The organism is Brevundimonas staleyi (genome assembly GCF_041893865.1).
GTDB classification, from domain to species: Bacteria; Pseudomonadota; Alphaproteobacteria; order Caulobacterales; family Caulobacteraceae; genus Brevundimonas; species Brevundimonas staleyi.
Window position 1 is genome coordinate 167,124 of sequence record NZ_CP169082.1, and the last position, 20,849, is coordinate 187,972.

At 65.5% G+C, this 20,849-nt stretch carries 21 protein-coding genes; 7 read left to right on the forward strand and 14 right to left on the reverse strand.

The genetic code is table 11. From position 1 onward, the window contains the following. Positions 1–72: 72 nt before the first annotated feature. The 7 genes from arsH to ACETK8_RS00920 all read right to left on the reverse strand — a co-directional run bounded on the left by arsH (position 73) and on the right by ACETK8_RS00920 (position 5,142). Entirely contained in the window at positions 73–825 is a 753-nt protein-coding gene (gene arsH, locus ACETK8_RS00890; RefSeq protein WP_316629530.1) for an arsenical resistance protein ArsH, read from the reverse strand. Continuing rightward, positions 825–1,241: a GNAT family N-acetyltransferase gene (locus tag ACETK8_RS00895; RefSeq protein ID WP_316629529.1), complete on the reverse strand. Its 417-nt coding sequence runs from the start codon at positions 1,239–1,241 to the stop codon at positions 825–827. The genes arsH and ACETK8_RS00895 overlap by 1 nt, the downstream gene beginning before the upstream one ends. After that, positions 1,241–2,326, reverse strand: coding sequence for an ACR3 family arsenite efflux transporter (gene arsB, locus ACETK8_RS00900; protein ID WP_316629528.1), 1,086 nt, complete (start codon positions 2,324–2,326; stop codon positions 1,241–1,243). Before arsB ends, ACETK8_RS00895 begins: the two co-directional genes overlap by 1 nt. Continuing rightward, entirely contained in the window at positions 2,323–2,748 is a 426-nt protein-coding gene (gene arsC, locus ACETK8_RS00905) for an arsenate reductase (glutaredoxin) (protein WP_316629527.1), read from the reverse strand. Before arsC ends, arsB begins: the two co-directional genes overlap by 4 nt. A gap of 7 nt (positions 2,749–2,755) precedes the next feature. Continuing rightward, positions 2,756–3,091 carry an ArsR/SmtB family transcription factor gene (locus ACETK8_RS00910; RefSeq protein ID WP_316629526.1) on the reverse strand — a complete coding sequence of 112 codons (336 nt, stop codon included), beginning with the start codon at positions 3,089–3,091 and terminating at the stop codon, positions 2,756–2,758. Between the two features lie 174 nt (positions 3,092–3,265). Beyond that, positions 3,266–3,943: an ATPase, T2SS/T4P/T4SS family gene (locus tag ACETK8_RS00915; RefSeq protein WP_374037682.1), complete on the reverse strand. Its 678-nt coding sequence runs from the start codon at positions 3,941–3,943 to the stop codon at positions 3,266–3,268. A 410-nt stretch (positions 3,944–4,353) separates the two neighbouring features. After that, positions 4,354–5,142, reverse strand: coding sequence for a DUF5677 domain-containing protein (locus tag ACETK8_RS00920; RefSeq protein ID WP_035305742.1), 789 nt, complete (start codon positions 5,140–5,142; stop codon positions 4,354–4,356). Positions 5,143–5,494: 352 nt separating this feature from the next. Between ACETK8_RS00920 and ACETK8_RS00925 the strand changes: the two genes are divergently transcribed. The 3 genes from ACETK8_RS00925 to ACETK8_RS00935 all read left to right on the forward strand — a co-directional run bounded on the left by ACETK8_RS00925 (position 5,495) and on the right by ACETK8_RS00935 (position 8,142). Next, on the forward strand, positions 5,495–6,415 hold the full coding sequence (locus ACETK8_RS00925) for a HEPN domain-containing protein (protein ID WP_374037683.1): 921 nt from the start codon (positions 5,495–5,497) through the stop codon (positions 6,413–6,415). Positions 6,416–6,461: 46 nt separating this feature from the next. Next, on the forward strand, positions 6,462–7,214 hold the full coding sequence (locus ACETK8_RS00930) for a hypothetical protein (RefSeq protein WP_035305746.1): 753 nt from the start codon (positions 6,462–6,464) through the stop codon (positions 7,212–7,214). A gap of 409 nt (positions 7,215–7,623) precedes the next feature. After that, the gene (locus ACETK8_RS00935) at positions 7,624–8,142 is read left to right on the forward strand and encodes a hypothetical protein (protein ID WP_374037684.1); all 519 of its coding nucleotides are present in this window, start codon (positions 7,624–7,626) and stop codon (positions 8,140–8,142) included. Between the two features lie 15 nt (positions 8,143–8,157). On the opposite strand, the gene ACETK8_RS00940 is transcribed toward ACETK8_RS00935, so the two are convergent. Further along, positions 8,158–9,347, reverse strand: a protein-coding gene (locus tag ACETK8_RS00940; protein ID WP_249341170.1) for an IS3 family transposase whose coding sequence is annotated in 2 segments (ribosomal slippage) — positions 8,158–9,095 and positions 9,095–9,347 — 1,191 coding nt in all. Because the reading frame shifts where the segments join, the coding sequence is not laid out codon by codon here. A 191-nt stretch (positions 9,348–9,538) separates the two neighbouring features. Here ACETK8_RS00940 and ACETK8_RS00945 point away from each other — a divergent pair. Continuing rightward, positions 9,539–10,324: a hypothetical protein gene (locus ACETK8_RS00945; RefSeq protein ID WP_374037685.1), complete on the forward strand. Its 786-nt coding sequence runs from the start codon at positions 9,539–9,541 to the stop codon at positions 10,322–10,324. Between the two features lie 10 nt (positions 10,325–10,334). Here the strand turns inward: ACETK8_RS00945 and ACETK8_RS00950 are convergent, their stop codons facing one another. After that, on the reverse strand, positions 10,335–11,573 hold the full coding sequence (locus ACETK8_RS00950) for a DUF3363 domain-containing protein (protein ID WP_035305757.1): 1,239 nt from the start codon (positions 11,571–11,573) through the stop codon (positions 10,335–10,337). A gap of 331 nt (positions 11,574–11,904) precedes the next feature. After that, the gene (locus ACETK8_RS00955; RefSeq protein ID WP_035305761.1) at positions 11,905–12,822 is read right to left on the reverse strand and encodes a DUF2493 domain-containing protein; all 918 of its coding nucleotides are present in this window, start codon (positions 12,820–12,822) and stop codon (positions 11,905–11,907) included. 397 nt (positions 12,823–13,219) lie between these two features. On the opposite strand from ACETK8_RS00955, the gene ACETK8_RS00960 reads away from it, so the two are divergent. After that, the gene (locus tag ACETK8_RS00960) at positions 13,220–13,441 is read left to right on the forward strand and encodes a hypothetical protein (protein ID WP_035305764.1); all 222 of its coding nucleotides are present in this window, start codon (positions 13,220–13,222) and stop codon (positions 13,439–13,441) included. 382 nt (positions 13,442–13,823) lie between these two features. Here ACETK8_RS00960 and ACETK8_RS00965 read toward each other — a convergent pair whose 3' ends face one another. From ACETK8_RS00965 to ACETK8_RS00975, 3 genes are all read right to left on the reverse strand, one after another. Then, positions 13,824–14,288: a GcrA family cell cycle regulator gene (locus ACETK8_RS00965; RefSeq protein WP_035305766.1), complete on the reverse strand. Its 465-nt coding sequence runs from the start codon at positions 14,286–14,288 to the stop codon at positions 13,824–13,826. A gap of 119 nt (positions 14,289–14,407) precedes the next feature. Beyond that, positions 14,408–14,836: a single-stranded DNA-binding protein gene (locus ACETK8_RS00970; RefSeq protein ID WP_035305768.1), complete on the reverse strand. Its 429-nt coding sequence runs from the start codon at positions 14,834–14,836 to the stop codon at positions 14,408–14,410. Between the two features lie 35 nt (positions 14,837–14,871). Further along, the gene (locus tag ACETK8_RS00975; protein ID WP_035305771.1) at positions 14,872–15,228 is read right to left on the reverse strand and encodes a single-stranded DNA-binding protein; all 357 of its coding nucleotides are present in this window, start codon (positions 15,226–15,228) and stop codon (positions 14,872–14,874) included. Between the two features lie 181 nt (positions 15,229–15,409). Here ACETK8_RS00975 and ACETK8_RS00980 point away from each other — a divergent pair, with 181 nt between their 5' ends. Next, the gene (locus tag ACETK8_RS00980) at positions 15,410–16,018 is read left to right on the forward strand and encodes a DUF433 domain-containing protein (RefSeq protein WP_035305776.1); all 609 of its coding nucleotides are present in this window, start codon (positions 15,410–15,412) and stop codon (positions 16,016–16,018) included. Beyond that, positions 16,015–16,446 carry a type II toxin-antitoxin system VapC family toxin gene (locus ACETK8_RS00985; protein ID WP_035305778.1) on the forward strand — a complete coding sequence of 144 codons (432 nt, stop codon included), beginning with the start codon at positions 16,015–16,017 and terminating at the stop codon, positions 16,444–16,446. The genes ACETK8_RS00980 and ACETK8_RS00985 overlap by 4 nt, the downstream gene beginning before the upstream one ends. A 5-nt stretch (positions 16,447–16,451) precedes the next feature. On the opposite strand, the gene ACETK8_RS00990 is transcribed toward ACETK8_RS00985, so the two are convergent. Beyond that, positions 16,452–20,714, reverse strand: coding sequence for a strawberry notch-like NTP hydrolase domain-containing protein (locus ACETK8_RS00990; RefSeq protein WP_374037686.1), 4,263 nt, complete (start codon positions 20,712–20,714; stop codon positions 16,452–16,454). Between the last annotated feature and the right edge of the window lie 135 nt (positions 20,715–20,849).

The window sequence follows — 20,849 nt, forward strand, 5'->3', positions numbered from 1 at the left end:
CGCGCAAATTTGACGTTGCACTCGGACGGGGGGCCGACGCTTAACTTTCCGGTATCAAACGCCCCGCCCCCTTCAGAGGGTTGCTATAGCGATTGCGGAGAGATCCGAGGTGATCTCGACCGGAACCCCGGTGGCCTTGCGTTCGGAATAGCGGTCCACCAGCTGGACGGCGTGGGGCCGGACCAGAATGGTGAAGCGCACCAGCTCCTCCATCACGTCGACGATCCGCTCATAGTAGGCCGAGGGCTTCATCCGACCGGCCTCGTCAAACTCCTGGAAGGCCTTGGCCACGCTCGACTGGTTGGGGATGGTGACCATCCGCATCCAGCGGCCCAGAAGGCGCAGGGTATTGACGGCGTTAAAGCTCTGGGACCCGCCCGACACCTGCATGACGGCGAGGGTCCGGCCCTGGGTCGGGCGCATGCCGCCAAGGCTCAACGGCAGGTGATCGATCTGCAGCTTCATCACGCCGGAGACCTGGCCGTGCCGTTCCGGACTGCACCAGACCATGCCCTCCGACCAGAAGGCGTGCTCGCGCAACTCGCGTACCGCCGGGTGGTCGTCGTCGCCCGGCGCGCCAGGCAGGGGGAGGTCGGAGGGGTCGAAGATGCGGGTCTCGCATCCCATCCGCTGAAGCAGGCGGGCCGCTTCCTCGACGCAGAGCCGCGAATACGACCGCTCGCGCAGCGACCCGTACAAAAGAAGGATACGCGGCGCCGGGTCGGTCGGACCCAGTCCCCGGGCGGGCTCGGCGGACAGATAGGCCGCGTCCAGGGCCGGCAGGTGATCCGGATCCGGCAGCGAACGCAGGCGGGCGAAGGTCATCAGAGGTCCTTGGTCAGATAGGCGGCCGACGCCGGGCAGACGTCCGCGAACTCGCGGGTTCGCCGGATCGCGGGGGGTGCAGACGCCCGATCCGCGACGACGAAGCCGCGCCGGGTGAAGAAGCGCTCGGCCGTCGTGGTGAGCAGATGCAGACGGGCAGCGCCCAGGTCGCCGGCGGCGGTCTCGGCGGCGGCCAGCACCCGACTTCCCAGGCCGCGGGCCTTCTGGTCGGCAAGTACGACCAGGGAGCGCAGCAGCAGGTCGCGCCCCTCCCCTTCCAGCCCGACGTAGCCGATGACCGCGCCGTAGTGATCGGCCCTGAAGTAGCGCCCGGCGCCGGGCTCGGGCAGACCTGCGCCGCGCAGGGTCGCGATCAGATCCGCGTCATCCGCGTCCACGAGATGCAGGACGACCATCAGGCGACGTCCGCCGGCGGGGCGGTGTCCGGGAACCAGCGGCGACCCATCCACAGCGCGACGGACACCAGCAAGATCAGCACCGGCACCTCGACCAGCGGGCCGATGACGGCCGCGAAGGCGACCGGCGAGGTCAGCCCGAAGGCCGCGATGGCCACCGCGATGGCCAGCTCGAAATTGTTCGAAGCCGCGGTGAAGGCCAGGGCGGTGGTGCGCGGATAGTCGGCCTCGATCAGCTTGCCCATGAGGAAGCTGACCACGAACATGACGAGGAAGTAGATCGTCAGCGGAATGGCGATGCGCAGGGCGTCCAGCGGCAGGGCCACCACCTCCCCGCCCTTGAGGCTGAACATCACCACGATGGTGAACAGCAGGGCGATCAGGGTGATCGGTCCGATGGGCGGCAGGAAGCGCTGTTCGTACCAGTCGGCGCCCCGGCGGGCGATCAGGCTGCGCCGGGTCAGGAAGCCGGCCAGGAAAGGAAGACCGAGGTAGACGAGAACCGCGCCGGCGATGGTCCAGACGCTGACGTCCACCACGCTGCCTTGCAGGCCGAACAGGGGCGGCAGGACCGTGAGGAAGATCCAGGCGTAGAGGCTGAAGAACAGGATCTGGAAGATCGAGTTGAAGGCGACGAGCCCGGCCACATACTGGTTGTCGCCCCGAGCCAGCTGGTTCCAGACCAGCACCATGGCGATGCAGCGCGCCAGGCCGATCAGGATGACGCCGGTCATGTATTCCGGCTGATCGCGCAGGAAGATGACCGCCAGGGCGAACATCAGCACCGGGCCCAGCACCCAGTTCTGAAACAGGGACAGGGCCAGCACCCGCTTGTCGGCGAAGACGCGCGGCAGGTCTTCGTAGCGGACCTTGGCCAGCGGCGGGTACATCATCAGGATCAGGCCGATGGCGATCGGGATGTTGGTCGTGCCGATCGAGAGACTGTCGACCCAGGCGGGCAGGCCGGGCGCCAAGGTCCCCAGAGCCACGCCGAGGCCCATGGCCGCGAAGATCCACAGCGTCAGCCAGCGGTCGAGGAAGGAGAGGCGACGCGGCGAAGCGTCCGCCAACGGGGTGTCGATCATCGCTTCACCCGCCGGCCGGCGGCGTCGATGACGACCTCGCCGTCCTCCTTGGTGAAGGGCTTGAGATCGTCGGCGGGCAGAAGATCGAGAACGGCCTCGGACGGTCGGCACAGGCCGACGCCCAGAGGACTGACGACGATCGGGCGATTGAGCAGGACCGGATGGGCCTCGATCGCATCGAGCAACTGATCGTCCGTCAGGTCCGGGTCGCCTAGACCCAGTTCGGCGAAGGGCGTGCCCTTCTCGCGCAACAGCTCGCGCAGCGGCTTGCCGGTCCGTTCGGCGAGCCAGGCGACCATGGCGCGCGACGGGGGCGTCTTCAGATATTCGACGACATGCGGCTCGACGCCGACGTGCCGGATCAGTTCTAGCGCGTTGCGCGACGTCCCGCAGGCGGGGTTGTGATAGATGACGATGTCCACGGGATCCTCAGGGGCAGCAGGGCGCGAGTTCAGCCAGCAGGGGTTCGCACAGGTCCGCCCGGCCCCCGCAGCAGTCCTTGAGCAGGAACAGGATCAGGTCGCGGAGCCGGTCCAGGTCGGCCCGGTAGATGATCGACCGGCTGCGGCGTTCCGACTTGATCAGCCCCGCCCGGCTCAGGACGCCGAGATGGGACGACAGGGTGTTCGCCGGGATCGCCAGATGGTTGGAGATGTCCCCGGCCGGCAGACCGTCGGGTTCGTGACGCACGAGGAGCCGAAACGCCTCCAGCCGCGTCGATTGCGCCAAGGCGGCGAGAGTGAGAATCGAGGCTTCGGTTTCCATAGTTCCGAATTAGTCGAACTATGGAAATATTCAAGTGCTCTTATGGCTGCCAAGCTTTAGCTAGGCACTGCAGCAAGAGGCTTGTTGCTCGATCATCGGGCAGCTACGGCCGCATTTCGTACGTCGCGATCAGCCGCTTTGGGTCAAAGTCCGTCGTTTCTGGTTCGACCAAGATCAGGCCAAGACGCTAATCGCGTAGCCCTCGTCACCCAAGGGCTCGACCCCGAGCACGGCTTCGACCTGCCGTCCGGCGGTGGTCCGCCGGACGTGGACAATTCGATCGACCGCCTGGGCGATCGCCCGGCGCGGCGTGCGCGACGAAACCTCGGCGATTAGGTCCTCCATGCGACGCAGGACATCGTCGGCCGAGTTGGCGTGAATGGTCGACAGGCCACCGGGATGGCCCGTGTTCCAGCTCTTAAGCGTCTCGAGCGCCGCCGCTCCGTCTCGCATCTCACCGACAACGATCCGATCCCGGAGAGGTTGTGGCAAGGCGAGCACGATTTCCTGAATCTGCACCGCCGCGTTCTGGGTGGGCTCCAGGGCCATTGTTCCCAACGGAGCGGCGCTGTCGAGTATCTGCCGCCGCCGCCGATGCTGACGATCCCCGCTGAGACCGATGTTAAAGGCGACCTTCAACAGGAATGCCCGGGGGTGACGGATGTCCAGATCCGCCTCGATCGCTGCCACTCGTAGCCAGATTTCCTGGACCAGATCCTCAGTGTCCGCGCCGAACCGGCGACGAAGTCGCGCGACAAGCCAAGGTGAGTAGCGGCGATAGAAGGCTTCCAGTCGGGCGTGCCGGCGGGACCGGCCGCTGTTCTCGTCTCCCACGGTCTTGGCTTCCGACACGCAACCGCCTCCATCCAGATGAAGGGGCGCTGAGAGTCGCACATGGAAATACCTGCGCCCGTGAGGGGTCGTCGGACGACGTTATCGACGCGTCCGGACAGGACGGCGGACAGCTCGAAACCGTCGTCGTCATGATCAGCTAGAATGTCGCAGGGGATTCCACGCCCCTATCGGCCAAGGCCGACATCGGAATCGTGGCTGATTTGATTTAGGTCCGCAAGACCCGGAAAGGTGGAAAGGGGCGGGCGTTGGAACCTTGCGACACAAGGCCCGGAAATTTCAGAGAGTGTCCGACCGCTACAGGCTTTCGCCGGTCCCTGCGGACAATGGACATGCGCCTATAGACCGGCGCCCGCTCGGCACCCTATCGCGGCAGCGGGCCATTGGGAACTGGCGCGGAGACATCCGGATTAGCCAAAGACTTCGGACGCCGCATCTGCGTCCCTCATGGCTGGGATGACAGCCGACAGCGTAGGGTGACCGCTGTAATCGAGATCGCCCAGATGAAGGAGCGACAGACGTCTCAGTGCAGCGGCGGCGGTCGCGATACCGACGGAGGCGATCTGCTTTTGCGCGTCATTGGGAAAGAAATAGTCCACCCGATGATCGTCCATGCGGAAGAAGCTCATCGGGGCCGCGTGGAGGTGGGCTGAGAAGTACCCGTAGAGCGCAGTGAAAACATCAGGATTCCAGCCCGCAAGGGCTGCAGACTTGCGCATACCGCCGATGAAGATCGTTTCGCCTGACACGAGGCGCTTCTGTTGTTCACCATCGAAGCCCGCGAAAGCCGGATGTGACCGAATTTCCATAATCAGGTCTTCGCGACCCGCCTTCAGGTCAGCGGTGCCCGCGGATGCGGGCCAGGCGCGAAGCAGCTTGATTCTGGAGACCGTGTCGTGAAGTCGCAGCACGGCATAGCGGAAGGCCCAGTCCTCCTCGTTCACCCGTTCGACCAGGTAGGCATACATCGACAGGCATTCGACGATCATGCGCGCGAGGCCCAGCACCGCAGAATGATCGAACATGTTGGATCGACACACGAAGCCGATCGACCGACCATGGGCGCAGGCCTTGGCGTGCACCATAGACGCCAGTTCGCAAGCGCGGTCCGTCGCCGATCCAGTCAAGACCATGGAGACATCGTTCGAGAACCCGCTGACGAGGATGAGCTCTTCCAGAGCTTCATCCACCGGGGTCACGGGCGCGGATACTCCGTCGCAGGCTCCGAGGGCATGGCGCCGTCGGCGCAATTTCCTGTTGAGGTTCACCGACGGGCGCCCGGGTCTGCTCGCAACGTCGTCGCAACTCCCGCAAGCAGGGAATGGGGCGCGGGCATTGGAATCCTCCGACAAAGAGGCGCGCTGATTGAAGGGCGGCCGCATCCTAACGCCTGCCGAAGCACGCGTTCCCCGGACCGAAGACCGACCTCTATTCACGTCTACCCGCTGAGCTTCATTCTGGCAGATTCCCCATCCCGCGAAAACGCCCAAGACAACACGCAAGCCGTGCTTTTCCTTGCCGACTGCCCGCCAATCAGAGAGACTCGGACCGATGAAGAAACCTCTGAAGTCATTGACGCCTGCGAAACGCCGGGAGCTGGACCACGCCGTGGCCATCCTGCGGGAAGAGTTTGCCGTCGCGACCTCCACGCGTAAGGCGCAGCGCCTGCGCGACGGACGCATCCTCAAGATCATCCTGTTCGGCAGCTACGCGCGCGGCGACTGGGTTCACGACCCGGTCGGGCGGTATTTTTCGGATTTCGACCTACTCGTCGTCGTCGACCATGAGGACCTGACGGATTTCGAATTCTGGGAGGACTCAGAAAAACGGCTTCTGGCTGACATCACCTCCGGCCAAATGTTGCGCACCCCGGTCAGCGTTATCGTCCACAGTCTTGATGACGTGAACTACAAGCTGGAGCACGGTCGATCATTTTTCATCGACATCGTCCGCGACGGCGTGACCCTGCTGAACACGCCCGGGGTGGACTTTGTCGAGTCTATGGCGCTCTCGCCGGAAACGGCATTGCAGGAGGCAGAAGACACCTACGAAGAAGCCACCGAGAGCGCCGACGAGTTCATCGACCTAGCAGATGTTTCACGCTCTCGGAGCTACACACGAAAAGCGGCTTTCCTCCTGCACCAGGCTGTCGAAACCCTCTACGCCGGACTGTTGCTCGTCCTCACCGGCTATTCACCGAAGTCCCACAAACTGACCAATCTGCGCCGGCTGACGGAGCCCCTCGTGCCTGGTCTGGCGCAGGCTTGGCCTCACGAGACCAAGCTCCAGCGGCGCAGTTTCGAGCTCCTTCGCGCCGCCTATGTGAAGGGTCGATATTCGAAGCATTTCAAGATCACCGACGAAGAGCTGGCATATCTCGTTGAACGGATCGGGATTCTGCGAGGCCTGATCGATGCGGCGTGCCAGAAACGGTTAGCCGACCTGCGTGATCAGGCCGGTCGAACCGACTGATCAATCGGCTAAGGTAGCCGACCCCCACCGAACAGCAGGATCGCGATTGCCCCAGATTCCCCGGATTCTCGTCCCGCTCGACCCTCATGATCCAAACACCTGGATCGAGGCGCTCAGCTATGGGCTCGATCTGTGCGACCCCGGAGAGACGGATGCCCATCGGATTATCCTTGCGGTCCCGAGCCGCGCCCAGATGAAGTCCATGACTATCGCGGGCCACCTCGGTGCAATGTTCACCAAGGCGCTCGCCGAGGGCCAGAGCGTAACCCTCCCCCGCGGTGTGACCCTATTGGCGGAAGCTGTCGCCCAGCTCCGGACGGGCGCTGAGAAAGTCGTCGTTATCGCCTACTACGCTGACGACCAGGCTCTCGATAAAGTGGATGGTCTAGCCAATGTTGAGGGCGTGGTGGTCGTGCCGAGCTGGGCAGACTCCGTTTCCCGCTGGACGAAGCGATGGACGCCACAGGTGCACGGTCAGGCTGCGGTCGCGCCAGTCATCCTCATCGCAGACCCCAAGGTCGAGAAAGCCCTCAAGACACTGAGCCGATCAGTCAATCTCGGACCCGAAGTCTTACACGCATCCGACGACGCCTTAGCCGAGCAAACCTTCCGCATCCTGCGCAATAAGGGGCACAAGGCCGCGCCTGCCGATATTCGCTCTTGGGCCATAAAGAACGGATGGAAGGACAAGGCTGCCACCCGGCTGGAGACCTTGGCCGCACGCATCCTCCTCTCGAAGGCGAAGCCCTCCCTCGCCAAGATTCCTGAGGCGGAAACGCGCTACGCCAACTGGGTCTAGGCCGATACCTTCGTCGGGGTACCGCCTTGCGCAATGCGGTCATGAGCATGCCTGCTGGCATAGACAGTCGACGCTGAGGGCTGAGCATTTGCTCAGGAGGCATAGGCCCAAGTTAGGGCTGGCCCTGCAAGGACCCAACGGATCTCTGCCCGCATCCCGGCAACTGCACGTTTCGTCAGATCACGGCGGGTCTAGAACCTGGGCTTACGCCGATCTGAAGCAGCCACACCCGCGATCGACTTTCAATGAATGACAATGCGCACGAGGCTGTGCTATAAGAGTTTCACGGCCGTCTCGCCGGACCTGTCGCCGGGTCAAAGCGGGCAGATAGATCAAGCACCTCCTGTCGATCCTCAACAGAGGTCGATGCGTAATCGGCGAACTTCGACCATTTGCTGAGGTACCGACAATGCGCGTTTTCTATCTGAGTCATTCTAATCTCAAATCTTTGAAGCGGTCGCTCGCTGGCCAGCAGGACGTGCGTTCGAGCCATCTTACCGAGGCCATTGCGAGGGGCTTCGGCTTTGGAACGGCCGCAGCCCTTCAAGCCTGGATGAACGATGACGACGGTCAGTATCGGCCGTTTGATCAGGAAGCGTTTTCGGATCGGGTCAGCGAACTGCATGGAGCTTCTGAAATCACGTTCAACTTCCCCGAGCTTCCCCGCGAAGACCGGTACGTCGAAGACGTCTTCGATCAACTGCATCCCATCGTCTTCAGGAAGGATCACATCCAGTTCCAACTGCCAGGCATCCACGAGATCGTTGACATTCAGCTGCGCCCTCTGCCGGGCGGGTGGTTCCGGTTCGACCGCTCACATGCGATCCACACGCCGGTCCAAGCAGGCCCTTACTACCCGAGTCGTGACATTGACGATGACGCGTCTTACGCCATGCATCGGGCGATCGAGAGCCTTGCGAGCTATTGACGTGACCCCCGTTTCTCATCCAGCCATAACGAGAGTCCTTTGGTGATCTGAACTGGGGTTGGTGGGGTTGGCAAGAGGCCGGTCAGCGCAGCCTCCAACCAGCGCAGCGGACCGGCCGATCTTTCCGCTGAGCGCATCTGCGTAGGCCTGCGGCGTCAGCCAGCCGAGCTTCGAGTGCGGCCGGGTTTCGTTGTAGTCGCGCCGCCAGGTTTCGAGCACCGCACGGGCGTGCGGCAGGGATCGGAACAGCGTCTCGTTCAGCAGCTCGTCACGCAGACGGCCGTTGAAGCTCTCGTTGAAGCCGTTCTGCTGAGGCTTGCCCGGCGCGATGTAGTGCCAGCCCACACCGGCGTCGTCGGCCCAGGCCAGGATGGCGTTGGACGTGTATTCCGTGCCGTTGTCGCTGATGATCGTCTCGGGTCGCCCGCGTCGCAGGATGATGGCGTCCAACTCGCGCGCCACCCGTCGCCCTGACAGCGAGGTGTCGGCGACGAGCCCGAGGCACTCGCGGGTGCAGTTGTCGATCACCGTCAGGATGCGGAAGCGCCGCCCGTCCGTCATCTGGTCGGACACGAAGTCCAGCGACCAGCGCTGGTTTGCGACCAGAGGAATCTCCAGCGGCCGCCTTGTGCCCATCGCGCGTTTGCGCCCGCCGCGCCGACGCACCGTCAGCTTCTCCTCGCGGTAGATCCGCTGGACACGCTTCTTGTTGACCGCATGGCCCTCGCGCCGGAGCATCACGTGCAGACGTCGATAGCCGAACCGCCGACGCTCCTGGGCCAGGGCCTTCAGCCGATCGCGCAGGGCGCCGTCGTCCGGTCGCGTCGCCTGATAGCGCACGCTCGTCCGGTCCACGCCCAGCACCCGGCAGGCCCGCCGTTCGCTCATCCCGTAAGCCGACTGCAGGTGCGCCGCCGCCGCTCGATGCGCAGCGGGCGTCACCACTTTTTTCCCAGCAGATCCTTCAGCGCGACGTTGTCCAGCATCGAGTCCGCCAGCATCCGCTTCAGCTTGGCGTTCTCCTCTTCCAGCGCCTTCAGCCGCCGGGCCTCCGACACGTCCATGCCGCCATACTTGGCCTTCCATTTGTAGAAGGTCGGCGAGCTCAGCCCGTGCTTCCTGCACAGATCCGCCACCGGAACACCGGCCTCCTGCTCGCGCAGGATCCCGATGATCTGCTCTTCCGTAAACCGTGATCGCTTCATTCTGTCCGTCCTTTCGAGGGGCGGACTCTAGCTATTCGTGGAGGAGTTTCAGGGGGTCACGTCACTATCACCGCGAGGCGGTTGGCGAAGGGCACACGCCCTCTGAATCCTGGCTGGTCAGTCGCTCACGTTAACGAACTGGACTTTGTTCCCCCTCCTCGACAGGAGGGGGAATGTCGTCTGAGAGAGTAATGGATGTCTGGGATGTCGCATCCTTTCCGGAACCGGTGATCGAAGCACTCCGTGCTGTAGACGGCGCTTTCGTGGCCCACACGCTAAACGTCACCCAGAATCGCTATGAGCCGGACCCCACGGACGAGCCACGTCGGCTCGGGCTCGACGTGATCGCTCGCACCATGGCGGGAGTAACCATCCGAGCCTGGCACTACGGGCGTCTCTGCGCCGATGAGGTGGAATTACTGATGCGCGAAGGCCTGTGGCCCACGAGTCAGCATCGTCGCAATATGCGCCTACGCACGCGGCAGGATGCCGGCGACCTGACGAGCGACGATGTCGCGAGCCTGACGGCATGTTGCGAGCTGAACACGGACTCCTTCGGTGTCAAGGACGGGGCTGTCTTCATGACCTCCACGCCTCGGCACCCCGAGGAGGACTATGTGTGCAGCCTCCTCGCATCTTGGGGTGGCGAGGCGTTGGCGCGCCCACGCGCAGGAACGCCCCTCGGCCAACGGCTGGCGCTTATCGGCGAGCCCGCGGTCCTCGAGATTGCGCTGCCATTCGATCTTCTCCCCGACTGGCGGCAAGGCCTCGTCGTGGAGGCGATTGAAGGTGGGTGGCTTGCTCGCCAGGGCTGTGGCGTTACAGAGAATGGACGGGACCTGCACGTGATCGAGCCATTGGCTCCGGAACGTATTTTGAGGGTGCTTCGTCCGTGCGACCACGACTTCCATACCCTCGGCAAATCCTATCCCACGGCAGCGGTCTGCCTGTCTCCGGATGGCGCGCTCCGCCGGTAACCGGGGCGAGTCACCGACTGAGGTTCGCGCCCCTGCCGGTGACCAGTTGCGCCAGACCGTTAGTCGAGGGAACGAGCACTACCGTCTGATCGATCTTGACGCCGGCGTACCCCATCCGAAGCCTGGCGTAGTGTTCCACACCCGATCCGTCGCGCACTACCGCCCACGGCGAAGCCCCTGCCTCATCATGAAACCCCGTTTTCACGACCACACCTCGCACCGGCTCCCTGCCGAGAACCCGTACATCCCTCGCGCCCTCCAGCCGACGCTGATTGAGGGTGCGGATGATGTCCCGCCGCACTTGGAGCGTGCGCAGTTTCGTCTCCATCTCGCCGTCGAGCCGATACCGCCGCCCGGACCGCCCCGCGAGCCCTAGCCGTTCCAGATGTCTCAGCCGCCCGCGCGTCAGAGCCGCCCAGGCGTCGGTTGATCCGACCCCGTCATCGACCATCCCGTTCTTGTCCGCCTCGGCGATCAGCCGCCGGTCGAAACCGGTAAAGCGGTCGGCCTCCGTCTCCTTCCAGATGCGCCGCTCAGCCTCCACCCGCGAGAGATCGCCAAGCCGCTCCTGCGCCACTTCCTGCGCCCGCGCGCGAAACCCATAGCCGATGTAGTCGCGCGGAATGACGAGGTCTCGCCCGTCCTCGCGCCGACCCCGGACCAGCACATGGGCGTGAGGTTGATCGGTGTCGAAATGGCAGGTCGCCACCCATTTCAGGTTCGGCTCTCCGAGGTCCGCCGAGACCCGGCCCATGACCTCGCGGACATAGGATTTCATGTCGAGCCGATCGCCATGTTCCGGCGAGATGATGAACCGGAAATGATGCCGGTCCTGGCTCCACCCTTCCGTTTCAAAACCGGGTTGAACGCCATCGAGACCAGGGTCGAAAAACTCCGGCCGCGAGCCTTCCGCCCCGGCGCCCGCTCGCCCGAGGTAGGCCACATGCTTGGCGAGCGCGGCTCCCCGATCGGCGCCCTTGCCCATGTGCCGCGAGACCAGCGCCTTGACGATGACCTTCTGGCGAACGTCCAGACGAAAGGCGCGACCTGACCGGTTCTGAGCCGCCTTGAGCACCCCTGACCGGTTTCCCAGCGTAAAGGCCCTCGAACTCGCCAGACGCTTGAGCATGCCGCTTTTGACATCCATCCGCTCGGTCTTGAGGGAAAGGGGAAGGCCGACGTGCACCGCGTCGACGGTCCGCTCGGAACGGGCTGAGACCCGCCCCTCGATCGCGTCCCGGATCAGCATTCGCAGTCCTCCAGAGCATGGAGCGAAGGCTCGAAGGATGACAACTCAAGACAAGTCGTCAATGATGCTCCGAGCTGCCGCTAACTGTCGGGCAGAATAGAAGAAACCGGCGCAGTCAAAAACACCCTTTTATCTTGCCCTCCGACCCTTTTTGCAGATTGTCATCCATCGAAATCACACGCCGACATACCCTATCAACAGTCATCATAGTTGGTGACCGGAAGCGAGATACACACGCTGCACAGGCCGTCGATCGGATCGAGCCGCCGGATGACAAACAAAAACCCGCCCGGCCGAAGCCGAGCGGGTCGTTGTTTTCAGGTCCAGTCTCTCAGGCGGCCCGGGCCTTGATGGGCACATGCCGCAACCCGGACTCCATCGCCTTCTGCCCGAGGTTGAGCGCAGGTCCGAACGGCCGGTGGTCCTCCCTCATCCCCGCCAGCGAATGGACCAAGGTCAGGCAGACCTCCGGCTCGAGCGCGATGAGCTCGTCGTTCGCCCTGAAGGGAGCCGCCTTGCCGTGGGTGTCGAAATCCGCGCGGGCGAGGATCAGCTTCACCCCCTTCTGCTGGGCCCATTTGATCGCGAGTTTCTCGGAGCCCTTCGCCCCGGTCGTCGCCAGAGCCATGTCCGGCCATTCCTGTTTCGCCCAGTTCAGAGCGTCGAAGATCCGACCGGCATCCTCCGCGCTGTCGGCCGTCGGCGCGCCCCGGAAGGCGATCACCGGACCGCCCGGATCCGCCTCCCCGGACTTCCGCTGCTTGATCGCCCGGATCGCCTGTTTCGCCTCAAGCTGGGCCGCCGTCAGATGGGTGCCGCGCCGCGATCCCCGCCAGGCCGTCCAGACCTCCCCGGTCGCGACCGTCCAGGTCTCAGACGCCGCGTCCCGGATCAGTTCGCAGGCCTGCGTCGCCGCATCGCCTGCTCGGGCCTTCGCCGTGGCTTCCTGGAGTTCGACGTCAGCCGCTTCCGATCCGTCGAAGTCCCGGTCGAGCGATCGCATCGTATCGCGCGCCCGGTCCGCATCGCGTTCGATCCGCCCGGCCGCCGAATGGAAGGCGCCGATCAGGGCCTCTCCCAGGATGGTCTGGAAATCCTCCAGCGCGGTGTCAGAGATGACGTCGATCAGCTCGGTCATGAGCGCGCGCCCGAGTTGAACCAGGGCGTCTTCGGTCGGAAGCGAACCTCCCTCGTTCAGGGAAGCGGACAGGTCGGCCAAGGCGGAGGATGAAGTGTTGAAACGGGTCATTGGAACATTCCTAGAGAATGTCGAGCGCCCCATGCGCAACGACCCCGGTTTTGGCCACAGCGGGGTCCCCGGCAGTCACCGGAGCGGAGGGCCGCTTGCCCTCCGTGGAGGGAATAAGGCGAAGCCGTTGACTTCCGGGGTGCTGTGACAAAATCGGAGGGCGTTGTGTGGGGGTAAGTCGTCGTCGCCCTTCGCGACGACGACACCACTCGGCGCCGTTGCGCCGATACGGAAGACAAGACAACGCTCTTCCCGTCCGTCGGCGTCGGCGAGCCGGCGGCGCTACGCGGTTGCGAACGTCTGAGGGCGCCGCAGGCAATAGTCCGATGCTCACTCACTGGCATGAGAGAAACCAGCGGTGCTAAATCAACCCGTCCTTCAAACGTCGGAGCCTGGTATGGAGAAGATCACCGTCGCCGTGCTGCGAACCCAAGGCGGATGGCGCGTCATGAAAGACGATCGGCAGATCGGTGAATATGACTTCCGTGTCGATGCGGAGGACGCCGGATTAAAGCTGACGCGGCAAATCCATCTCTCAGGCCGCGACGTGGAGCTTCTCGTGCAAACCGAGGGCTCCCACGACGTCACGCCGATGCGAGGCTGGGAGACGGTTCACTGAAGAGAGGACGGCCTGTCTACGGGCCTTATTCTGCGGCGGAACCGGTCCAGACGACGGGACGCCAGCCTGCCAAGAAAGGCCTCCATCGCCCCCTGAACGGGGCCGCTGATGTCACGCTTGCGGGCGTCCATGTCGAGGACATGCGCCGCCTTTTTTTCGGGAATTCCAGCCAGAAGCAAGGCGCGCGTAGTCGTCGCGGGTCCCAGCGCAGAATCTGACGGGCGACTTTCAACTCAGCGGCCGGGGCCGCGTCGGGACCTCGATCGGCCAGAGGCCGACAAGCGGGCGGCCCGATCTTGGCTGCCCGGGCCAAATACAAACGGCGACCTCGTCGAGGCCGCCGTTCAGATCGTCTCAGATTGCAGCAAGGGCGTGACGGATCTCAGTCGAGAAGCGCCAGCCGGTCGAGGGTGCGGGGAGTGTCCGCCGCCGGCCGATAGGCGACGGCGGCATGCAAGGCACAGAAGGCCCCCCGGGTCACCGGTTGACCGCACAGACTGAAGTCAGCGGCTCCGGGCTCACCGAAAGGCCAACGGCACTGGCAGCGCCGCACCGAGAGGACTGTTGCCAGGCCATGTTCAGCCGCGACTACGGGACGAGCGTCGATCGGCCGGGTCGCCAGGGACCTGGCCGGCGAGAGGCCGACCGGCTTCGGACGGGCGTCAGAGCCTTTGGGCGGGCGGCCGGAACGGCCCGCCGACAGACCTATGCGATGGACCTTGCCGAGCACGGCGCTGCGCGTGATGCCATTGGCGAGATCGCGGGCGATCTGCTCGGCGGTCTGGCCCTCGAGCCAGAGTGTCTTCAGACGACCGATGCGGTCATCGGTCCAGGCAGAGGCGGTCATGGGAAGCTCCGATGCTGACGAGCCCGATCGGCTCGCCCTGCGCCGCCCTGCCTTTCCCTCCCTCCCCAAAGGAAACGGCCCGACGCTCGCGCGCCGGGCCGCTCTCATTCGCCCGCTGTCTAGAACGGGATGTCGTCGTTTAGGTCGTAGCCACTGGCCGGCTCCTGGACCTGGCGACCGGAGTCGCCCTCGTCCTCGGCGGCGCCATCGGAAGCTTCGCGCCGGTTCTTCAGTCGGATATCCCCGACGATCACGCGCATGTCGTAGTGTTCGACACCGTCCTTGCCGGTCCAGGTGTCGTTCTCGACATGACCCTGGATCACGACGCGGCTGCCTTTGCGGGCGAACGGGCCGATGTATTTCTCGGCCGTCGCCTCGTTGAAGCAGATGCAGTTGAAGCCGGTCGTGCGTTCGCCGGGCGTGCCGTCGGCCTTGCGGAAACGGGTAGTCTCGAGCACGCGGAAGCTTGCCCGCTTCTTGCCCGAGCCTTGAGCCGAGAGGACGGAGGGGTTGGCCGTCAGATAGCCTTCGATGATCACGGTTTGCATGGTCAGTCTCCTGAGAATTGAATGTTGATGAGGGATCAGGCGGCGGCGCGGTCGGCGCTGCTGTCCTGGATGTCGCGTTCCTCGGCCCAGTCGAGGACGGTGAGCCGGTTGATGACCAGTTCCTTGGCCGTCCGCTCGGTCCCGTTCTTGGCCGCGTAGGCGGTGTCGATGAAAGCGCCGATGACCACGGCCTCACACCCCTGCGCGAGGCCCCGGGCTATGACCTTCTCGTTGAGGCCTTTGGACCAGCTCACGCAGTTGACGCCGACCAGCCGATCCTTGCCGGCGTTGTCGACGCCGCGGCTTTCAAGCAGGCGAAACACCGCCTTGCCGAAGTCGTCGGTGATCTGGGGGTCGGCCGCCAATCGGCCGGTGAACATCACGTTTTGCATGTCAGTCTCCTGGATATCCGAAGCCGTCGGGGAGCCGATCTCCCCAATCCCGCTTCACCCGGAAACTCCCTTCCTCCGCTCCTTTGGACGGTGTTCGGTCGCGCACGCGATCCTGGGCCTCACCGACATTGCCGAACCCACAATGTGATCCTATATTGGATCATATTAGGAGGCTTGTTCGATGCCCGATCCCCAGTGGACTCTGCCCGAAGCGGCGTTCGTCCTTGATCAACCGCTCGACGCGATCAAACGCGACGTCAACCGCCGACCACTCAAGCCAGAGGCCTCAGGTCCGGCCAAGCGCGCTGTGCGATGCGTCGGCCTGACCGATCTCGTCTATCTCGACATGGTGGCCACCTATCGCCACACCCTGACGCCTTCCGCGCTCGACGACCTGTATGTCGCCGTGATCAAGGAGTCTCCGCAGTCCGCCAGTGTTTCTGTCGGGCCGCTCATCGTGCAGTTGAAGCGGCATCGGACAAATGTCGCGCAACGCCTGAAGGCGCTGGAGGCTGTGGATCGCGCCATCGAGATCAAACACGGCGCTCCCGTCGTAAGAGGCACCGACATCGAGGTCCACCGCCTAGCGGCGCTCTCGGCAGGCGGAGCCACCGATGAGGAGATCCTCGAGGACTACCCGTCGCTGTCGCTCGCCAAGATCAAGGCGGCGACCGCTTATGCGCGCGCCCATCCCAAATCCGGTCGCCCTTACCCGGCGACGTCGGCGAAGCGCGCGATGCAGGGAGCCGACCTTGGCGGGCTCGAGCCATTCATGCGGCCGAGGGGATGATCTATCTGCTTGACACCAACGTCGTCAGCCAGAGCAGCAAGCCCAAACCGTCCGCCAACATCCTGGCCTGGCTCCGGTCGGTCGATGACCACGAGCTCTGCATCAGCGCCATGACTGTCCGCGAGTTGCGATACGGAGCGGAGCGGGCGACAGCCGCTGACCATCCTGCCGCCGCGGCGATCACACAGGGCGTGGACGCGGTCATCGCCGCCTATGCGGGCCGCATCCTGCCCATCGACGAAGCCGTGGCCGCCGTCTGGGGCCGGATGCTGGCCGAGCGCGACGGCGACGAGGAGGATACCGCCCTGGCCGCGACCGCGCTGGTCCACGGTCTGACGCTCGTCACCGCCAATATCAAGGATGTGACGGGTCGCGGCGTCCCCCTTCTGAACCCGTCCCGGTCCCCGCCGAAGGCGACGCCGGTCTGACCCGCTCAGGCGGCCTGCCCGTCGAGGACGGTCTGAACCGGATGGCGGCGCAGCACCGCCTCCAACACGGTCGGCCGCTCAACCGGGACGAAGACCCGAGGCGTGTAGGCGATGATCTCCACGAAACAGCCCGAGGCGACCAGGGCGTCGCGATCCGTCCGGCCTCCCACCACCTCGATGCGCCAGCGGTCCATAACGCGGGACCGCTTCAGCCACAGCCCGCCCTCCAGCGATAGCTGGACGTTGCGGTCGAGGATCGTGGCGGCGGTTCTCGCGCCGTCCGCCCAAACCTCGGCGACGTCGGTCAGACCCAGGCTCGTCTTCAGAGTTCGAGCCTGAACCTGGTCCAGAACCCGCCCCAGCCAGCGGCGTCCGTCCGGCGCCCGGACCCGGCGAACCGAGCAACCCCGCGCCGGCAACCGGCCCCAAATCGGCAACAGCAATCCCGTGGCAAGCGTCAGTTCGCGCGTCCGCCAAGGGTCGGTCCCGGCGACCTCTTGGTCCCAGACCCGCCGCCAGGTCGAAACCTCCGCTGGCTTCCACGCCGACTCCTCGAACGTCTTCTCGGCCATCGTCTGGCGATCGTCGGGCCGAACCAGCCGCACGGCGGTGATCAGGCGGTTCTCGTCCGTCGAGGTGGTCAAGCCGAGTTCCGCAATCGCGGCGCGGCCCGACTTCTCGTTGACGACCAGCCGGTGGGCGACATCCTTCGCCCAAGTCAGGGCGGCGTCGGCGACGAGGATCTCGCGCCTTACCTTGAGCGAGAAGGTCACCAGAGCCGTCTCGGCGCCGGTCGAGACATCGGTCCGGATCACTTCCTGATCCGTGACCTCCAGTTCCTCGGCCTCGATGTCCTCCAGCCCGCGGTCCAGTTCACCGGAGGCGGCGGCTCGATCGAGGATGCCGGACAGGATGCGGTCGAAGTCCGCGAACAAGGCGTTCTGGTCGGCGATGCGCAGCGCCAGAAGCCGGTTCAGGAAGGTATGGATCGGCGGCAGGTCGTCGGAGGGTTTGAGGCCGCCGTCGTCGTCGAGCAGCTTCAAGCTCGTCTTGGCCACGAAGGTCTCAAGCGTCATCGAGTCCAGCTCCCCGAAGGCCAGTGCGCCGTAGAAGACCAGCAATGCCCGGCGCGCCCAAGGGCTCTCCAGATTGTCCTCGGCGCGGAACAGGCCGGCTCCGGCGGTGCGCCGTTCGCCGCGCGTGAGCGCGCCCAGAGAGTCCAGCCGGCGCGCGATCGTCGAGGTGAACCGCTTCTCGCCCTGGATGTCGGTGGTGACGGGCCGGAACAGGGGCGCGGATGCCTGATGCGTCCGGTGGGAGCGGCCAAGGCCCTGGATGGCGGCGTCGGCCCGCCAGCCCGGTTCGACCAGATAGTGGACCCGCCGCTGCTGGTTCGGAGCCGACAGGTCGGCATGGTAGCTGCGGCCGGTTCCGCCGGCGTCGGAGAAGATCAGCACCCGCTTGCGGCCCGACATGAAAGCGTCGGTCTCGGCGCGGGCCGCGGAGGCGCCCCGCCGCTCCACGACGCGACGACCGTCCCTCACCACCACCCGGCGCGACCGGCCCGTGATCTCGGCGACCGCGTCGGTCCCGAAAGCTTCCAGCAGGGCGTCGAGCACGCCCGGCACAGCGGGCAGCAAGGCCATCTTCTCGATCAGGGCCTCGCGTCGGGCCAACGCCTCCTGACTGAGGGCGGGACGACCGTCGTCTATGACCGGGACCATGGTGACATTGCCGTCATCGTCCTCGACCGCCTCCATCAGATGCACGGGAAAGGCCTCGCGCAAATAGTCGAGGACGTATTCTCGCGGCGTCAGGTCGATGGAGAGGTTGTTCCATTCCTCGGGCGGGATCGAGGACAGCCGCCGCTCCATCACCGCCTCGTTTGTGGAGACAATCTGGACCACGGCCGAGCGCTCCGAGGCGAGGTCGTCGCGGATTGACGCGATCAGGCTCGGCGCCTTCAGGCCAGCCAGAAGGTGACCGAAGAAGCGCAGTTTAGCGCCCTCGAAAGCGGAGTGGACCGCGGAAGCCGCCATCGCGCTCTTCGGCTTGCCAGCCTCGTCGCTGAGACCGGTCGCCTTCAGCGCCTCTGCCAGATTGGCGTGGATCAGCTGGAAGGCGTCGGCCCACTGGTCCCATACGCCGACGTCGTCTGGCGTCAGCGGATGGACCAGGGGTTCGTACTCGACGCCCTCGAACGACAGCGATCGCGCCACATAAAGCCCGAGCGCCTTGAGCTCGCGTGCGACCAGCTCCATGGCCGCGACCCCGCCCCGGTCCATGGCGTCCAGGAAGTCGGCGCGGGACATGAACGGCGCTTCGGGCCCGCCCCACAGGCCAAGACGTGCGGCATAGGCGAGGTTCTCGGCCGTGGTGGCGCCCGTGGCCGAGACATAAAGTATCCTGGCGTTCGGCAGACGGTTCTGCAGCGCCAGCCCCGCCATGCCCTGCAGCGAGGCCTTCTTCGTCCCCCGCGCGCCCTTGCCGCCACCGGCCGCGTTGGCCATGGCGTGGGCTTCATCGAAGGCGATGACGCCGTCGAAGTCCTCGCCCAGCCAGGCGACGATCTGGTCGAGGCGGGAGGGACGGACGCCCCGCGCCGGCTGACGCAGGGTCGCGTAGGTGGTGAACAGAATACCCCGGTCCAGCCGGACCCCGTCTCCCTGCTTCCAGCTCGACAGCGGCACGATGTCGTGGGCCCCGCCGCCGATGGCGCCCCAGTCGCGCCGGGCGTCCTCCAGCAGGGCGTCATTGCGGGAGAGCCAGACTGCGCGCACGCGCCCCTGGCTCATGTTGTCTGCGACGATGGCGGCGATCTGCCGCCCCTTGCCGCAGCCGGTGCCGTCGCCGAGGAAGAAACCCCGACGGAAGGCGAACGCTTCGCTTTGATCATCGCGCACGAGCGCCACCTCATGCGGTGCTTCGCCGAGGCGGAACCGGCCGGGCAGGAAGGCCGCATGGGCCTCGCCGGCGTAGATCACCGTCTCCGTTTGGGCGTCGGAGATCCGGCCCTGGTTGAGCACCGCCGGCGGCAACACCGGCCGGTAGGTCGGCGCGGGCGGCGCGACTGAGGCCATGGGCCCGGATTCGACCAGGGGTGAAGGGTGAGGCCGGGGATCGGGCAGGACGATCCGCGCCAGGGCATGCGCCTGATAGAGGCCGACGTCCCGGCCCTCTCCAGCCCAGGGCCGCGCCTCATAGGCCAGGGGTGTTGCTCCGGCCAGGAAGGCCAGTCGGCCTGCGGGAAGGGCCAGCCCGCGGTCGCGCGGCGCGAGGAAGGCGGCGGCGTCCAACGTCAACCGCACGCGCGGGCGGGCGGTGCCGCGATTCGGAAGGCTCGCGAGAATCCGGGCGGTCGCCTCCAGATCCTCGGGTTGGTGAAGAAGGCCGTCCCAGACGGCTGTCCCGCCGCGATCCATAACCAGCAGGCCGGTCTCGACCGAGGTGCCGTGTTTGGCGAAAGCGCGCGCGGGAAACGCCACGGCGGCCACCATGACGCCGTGGCCTTCGAGCACCCGCCTCAGATCGGTGTCGGCAAGGGCGGTGAGGGGCACGATCGCCGCCATCCGGCCGCCGTCCGCCAGAACCTTGACCGACGCGATAAGATGGGCCTGAAGATCCGAGAACGGCGGGTTGCAGACCACGACGTCGAACGCCCCGGCGTCCCCGAGGAGGTCGGGTAGATGGCGGCCATCGTGCCGCCGGCGCGTCGCCTTGGCGAACAGTCCGTCGAGGAGCGCGGCGCGCGTGGGCGCAAGCTCGTTTAACGTCAGGCTCGCCCCGCACGCTTCGGCCACTACGGCCAGCAATCCGGTCCCGGCCGAGGGCTCCAGCACGAGGTCGCCCGGCCGAACCTGCGACGCCAGCACCGCGAGGGCGGCGAGTTGGGGCGGGGTGGAGAACTGGTCCAGCGCGACCTGTTCCTCACTGCGCCGGCTGTGGGTCAGGCCAAGCGCTGAGACCGCGGCGAGCAGAGCGGCGATCTCGGCCGGGGCGTCCTCGAGCCGGGCGATCTGCGGCGCGAGGCGGCGGATCTGAAGCACCGTCGCGGCCTCGATAGCGTCATAGGCGTCGCGCCAGGTCCAGCCGCCCTCGGCGTCGGACGCTCCGAACGCGGTGGTCATCACCTCGGCCACGAGACGTCGATCCAGCGGGCGCGAGCGGGCAAGATGGATGGCCAATGCACGGGCAGCGGCCAGGATGTTGGCGGGGAGATTCCCGACGGCGAGGTCGGCGAACAGCGACAGGTTGCGGATCGTTGACATGGAAGGCTCCGATCGCCTGGAGCGGAGGGCTCCTCCCTCTCGGTCCTCCAGGCTCGCTTCGCCCCGCCCTCCCTTCGTCTCCCCGACAGTCGCGTCGACGCGCACGACGACAGAGAAACACCGTCCCGGCAGGTC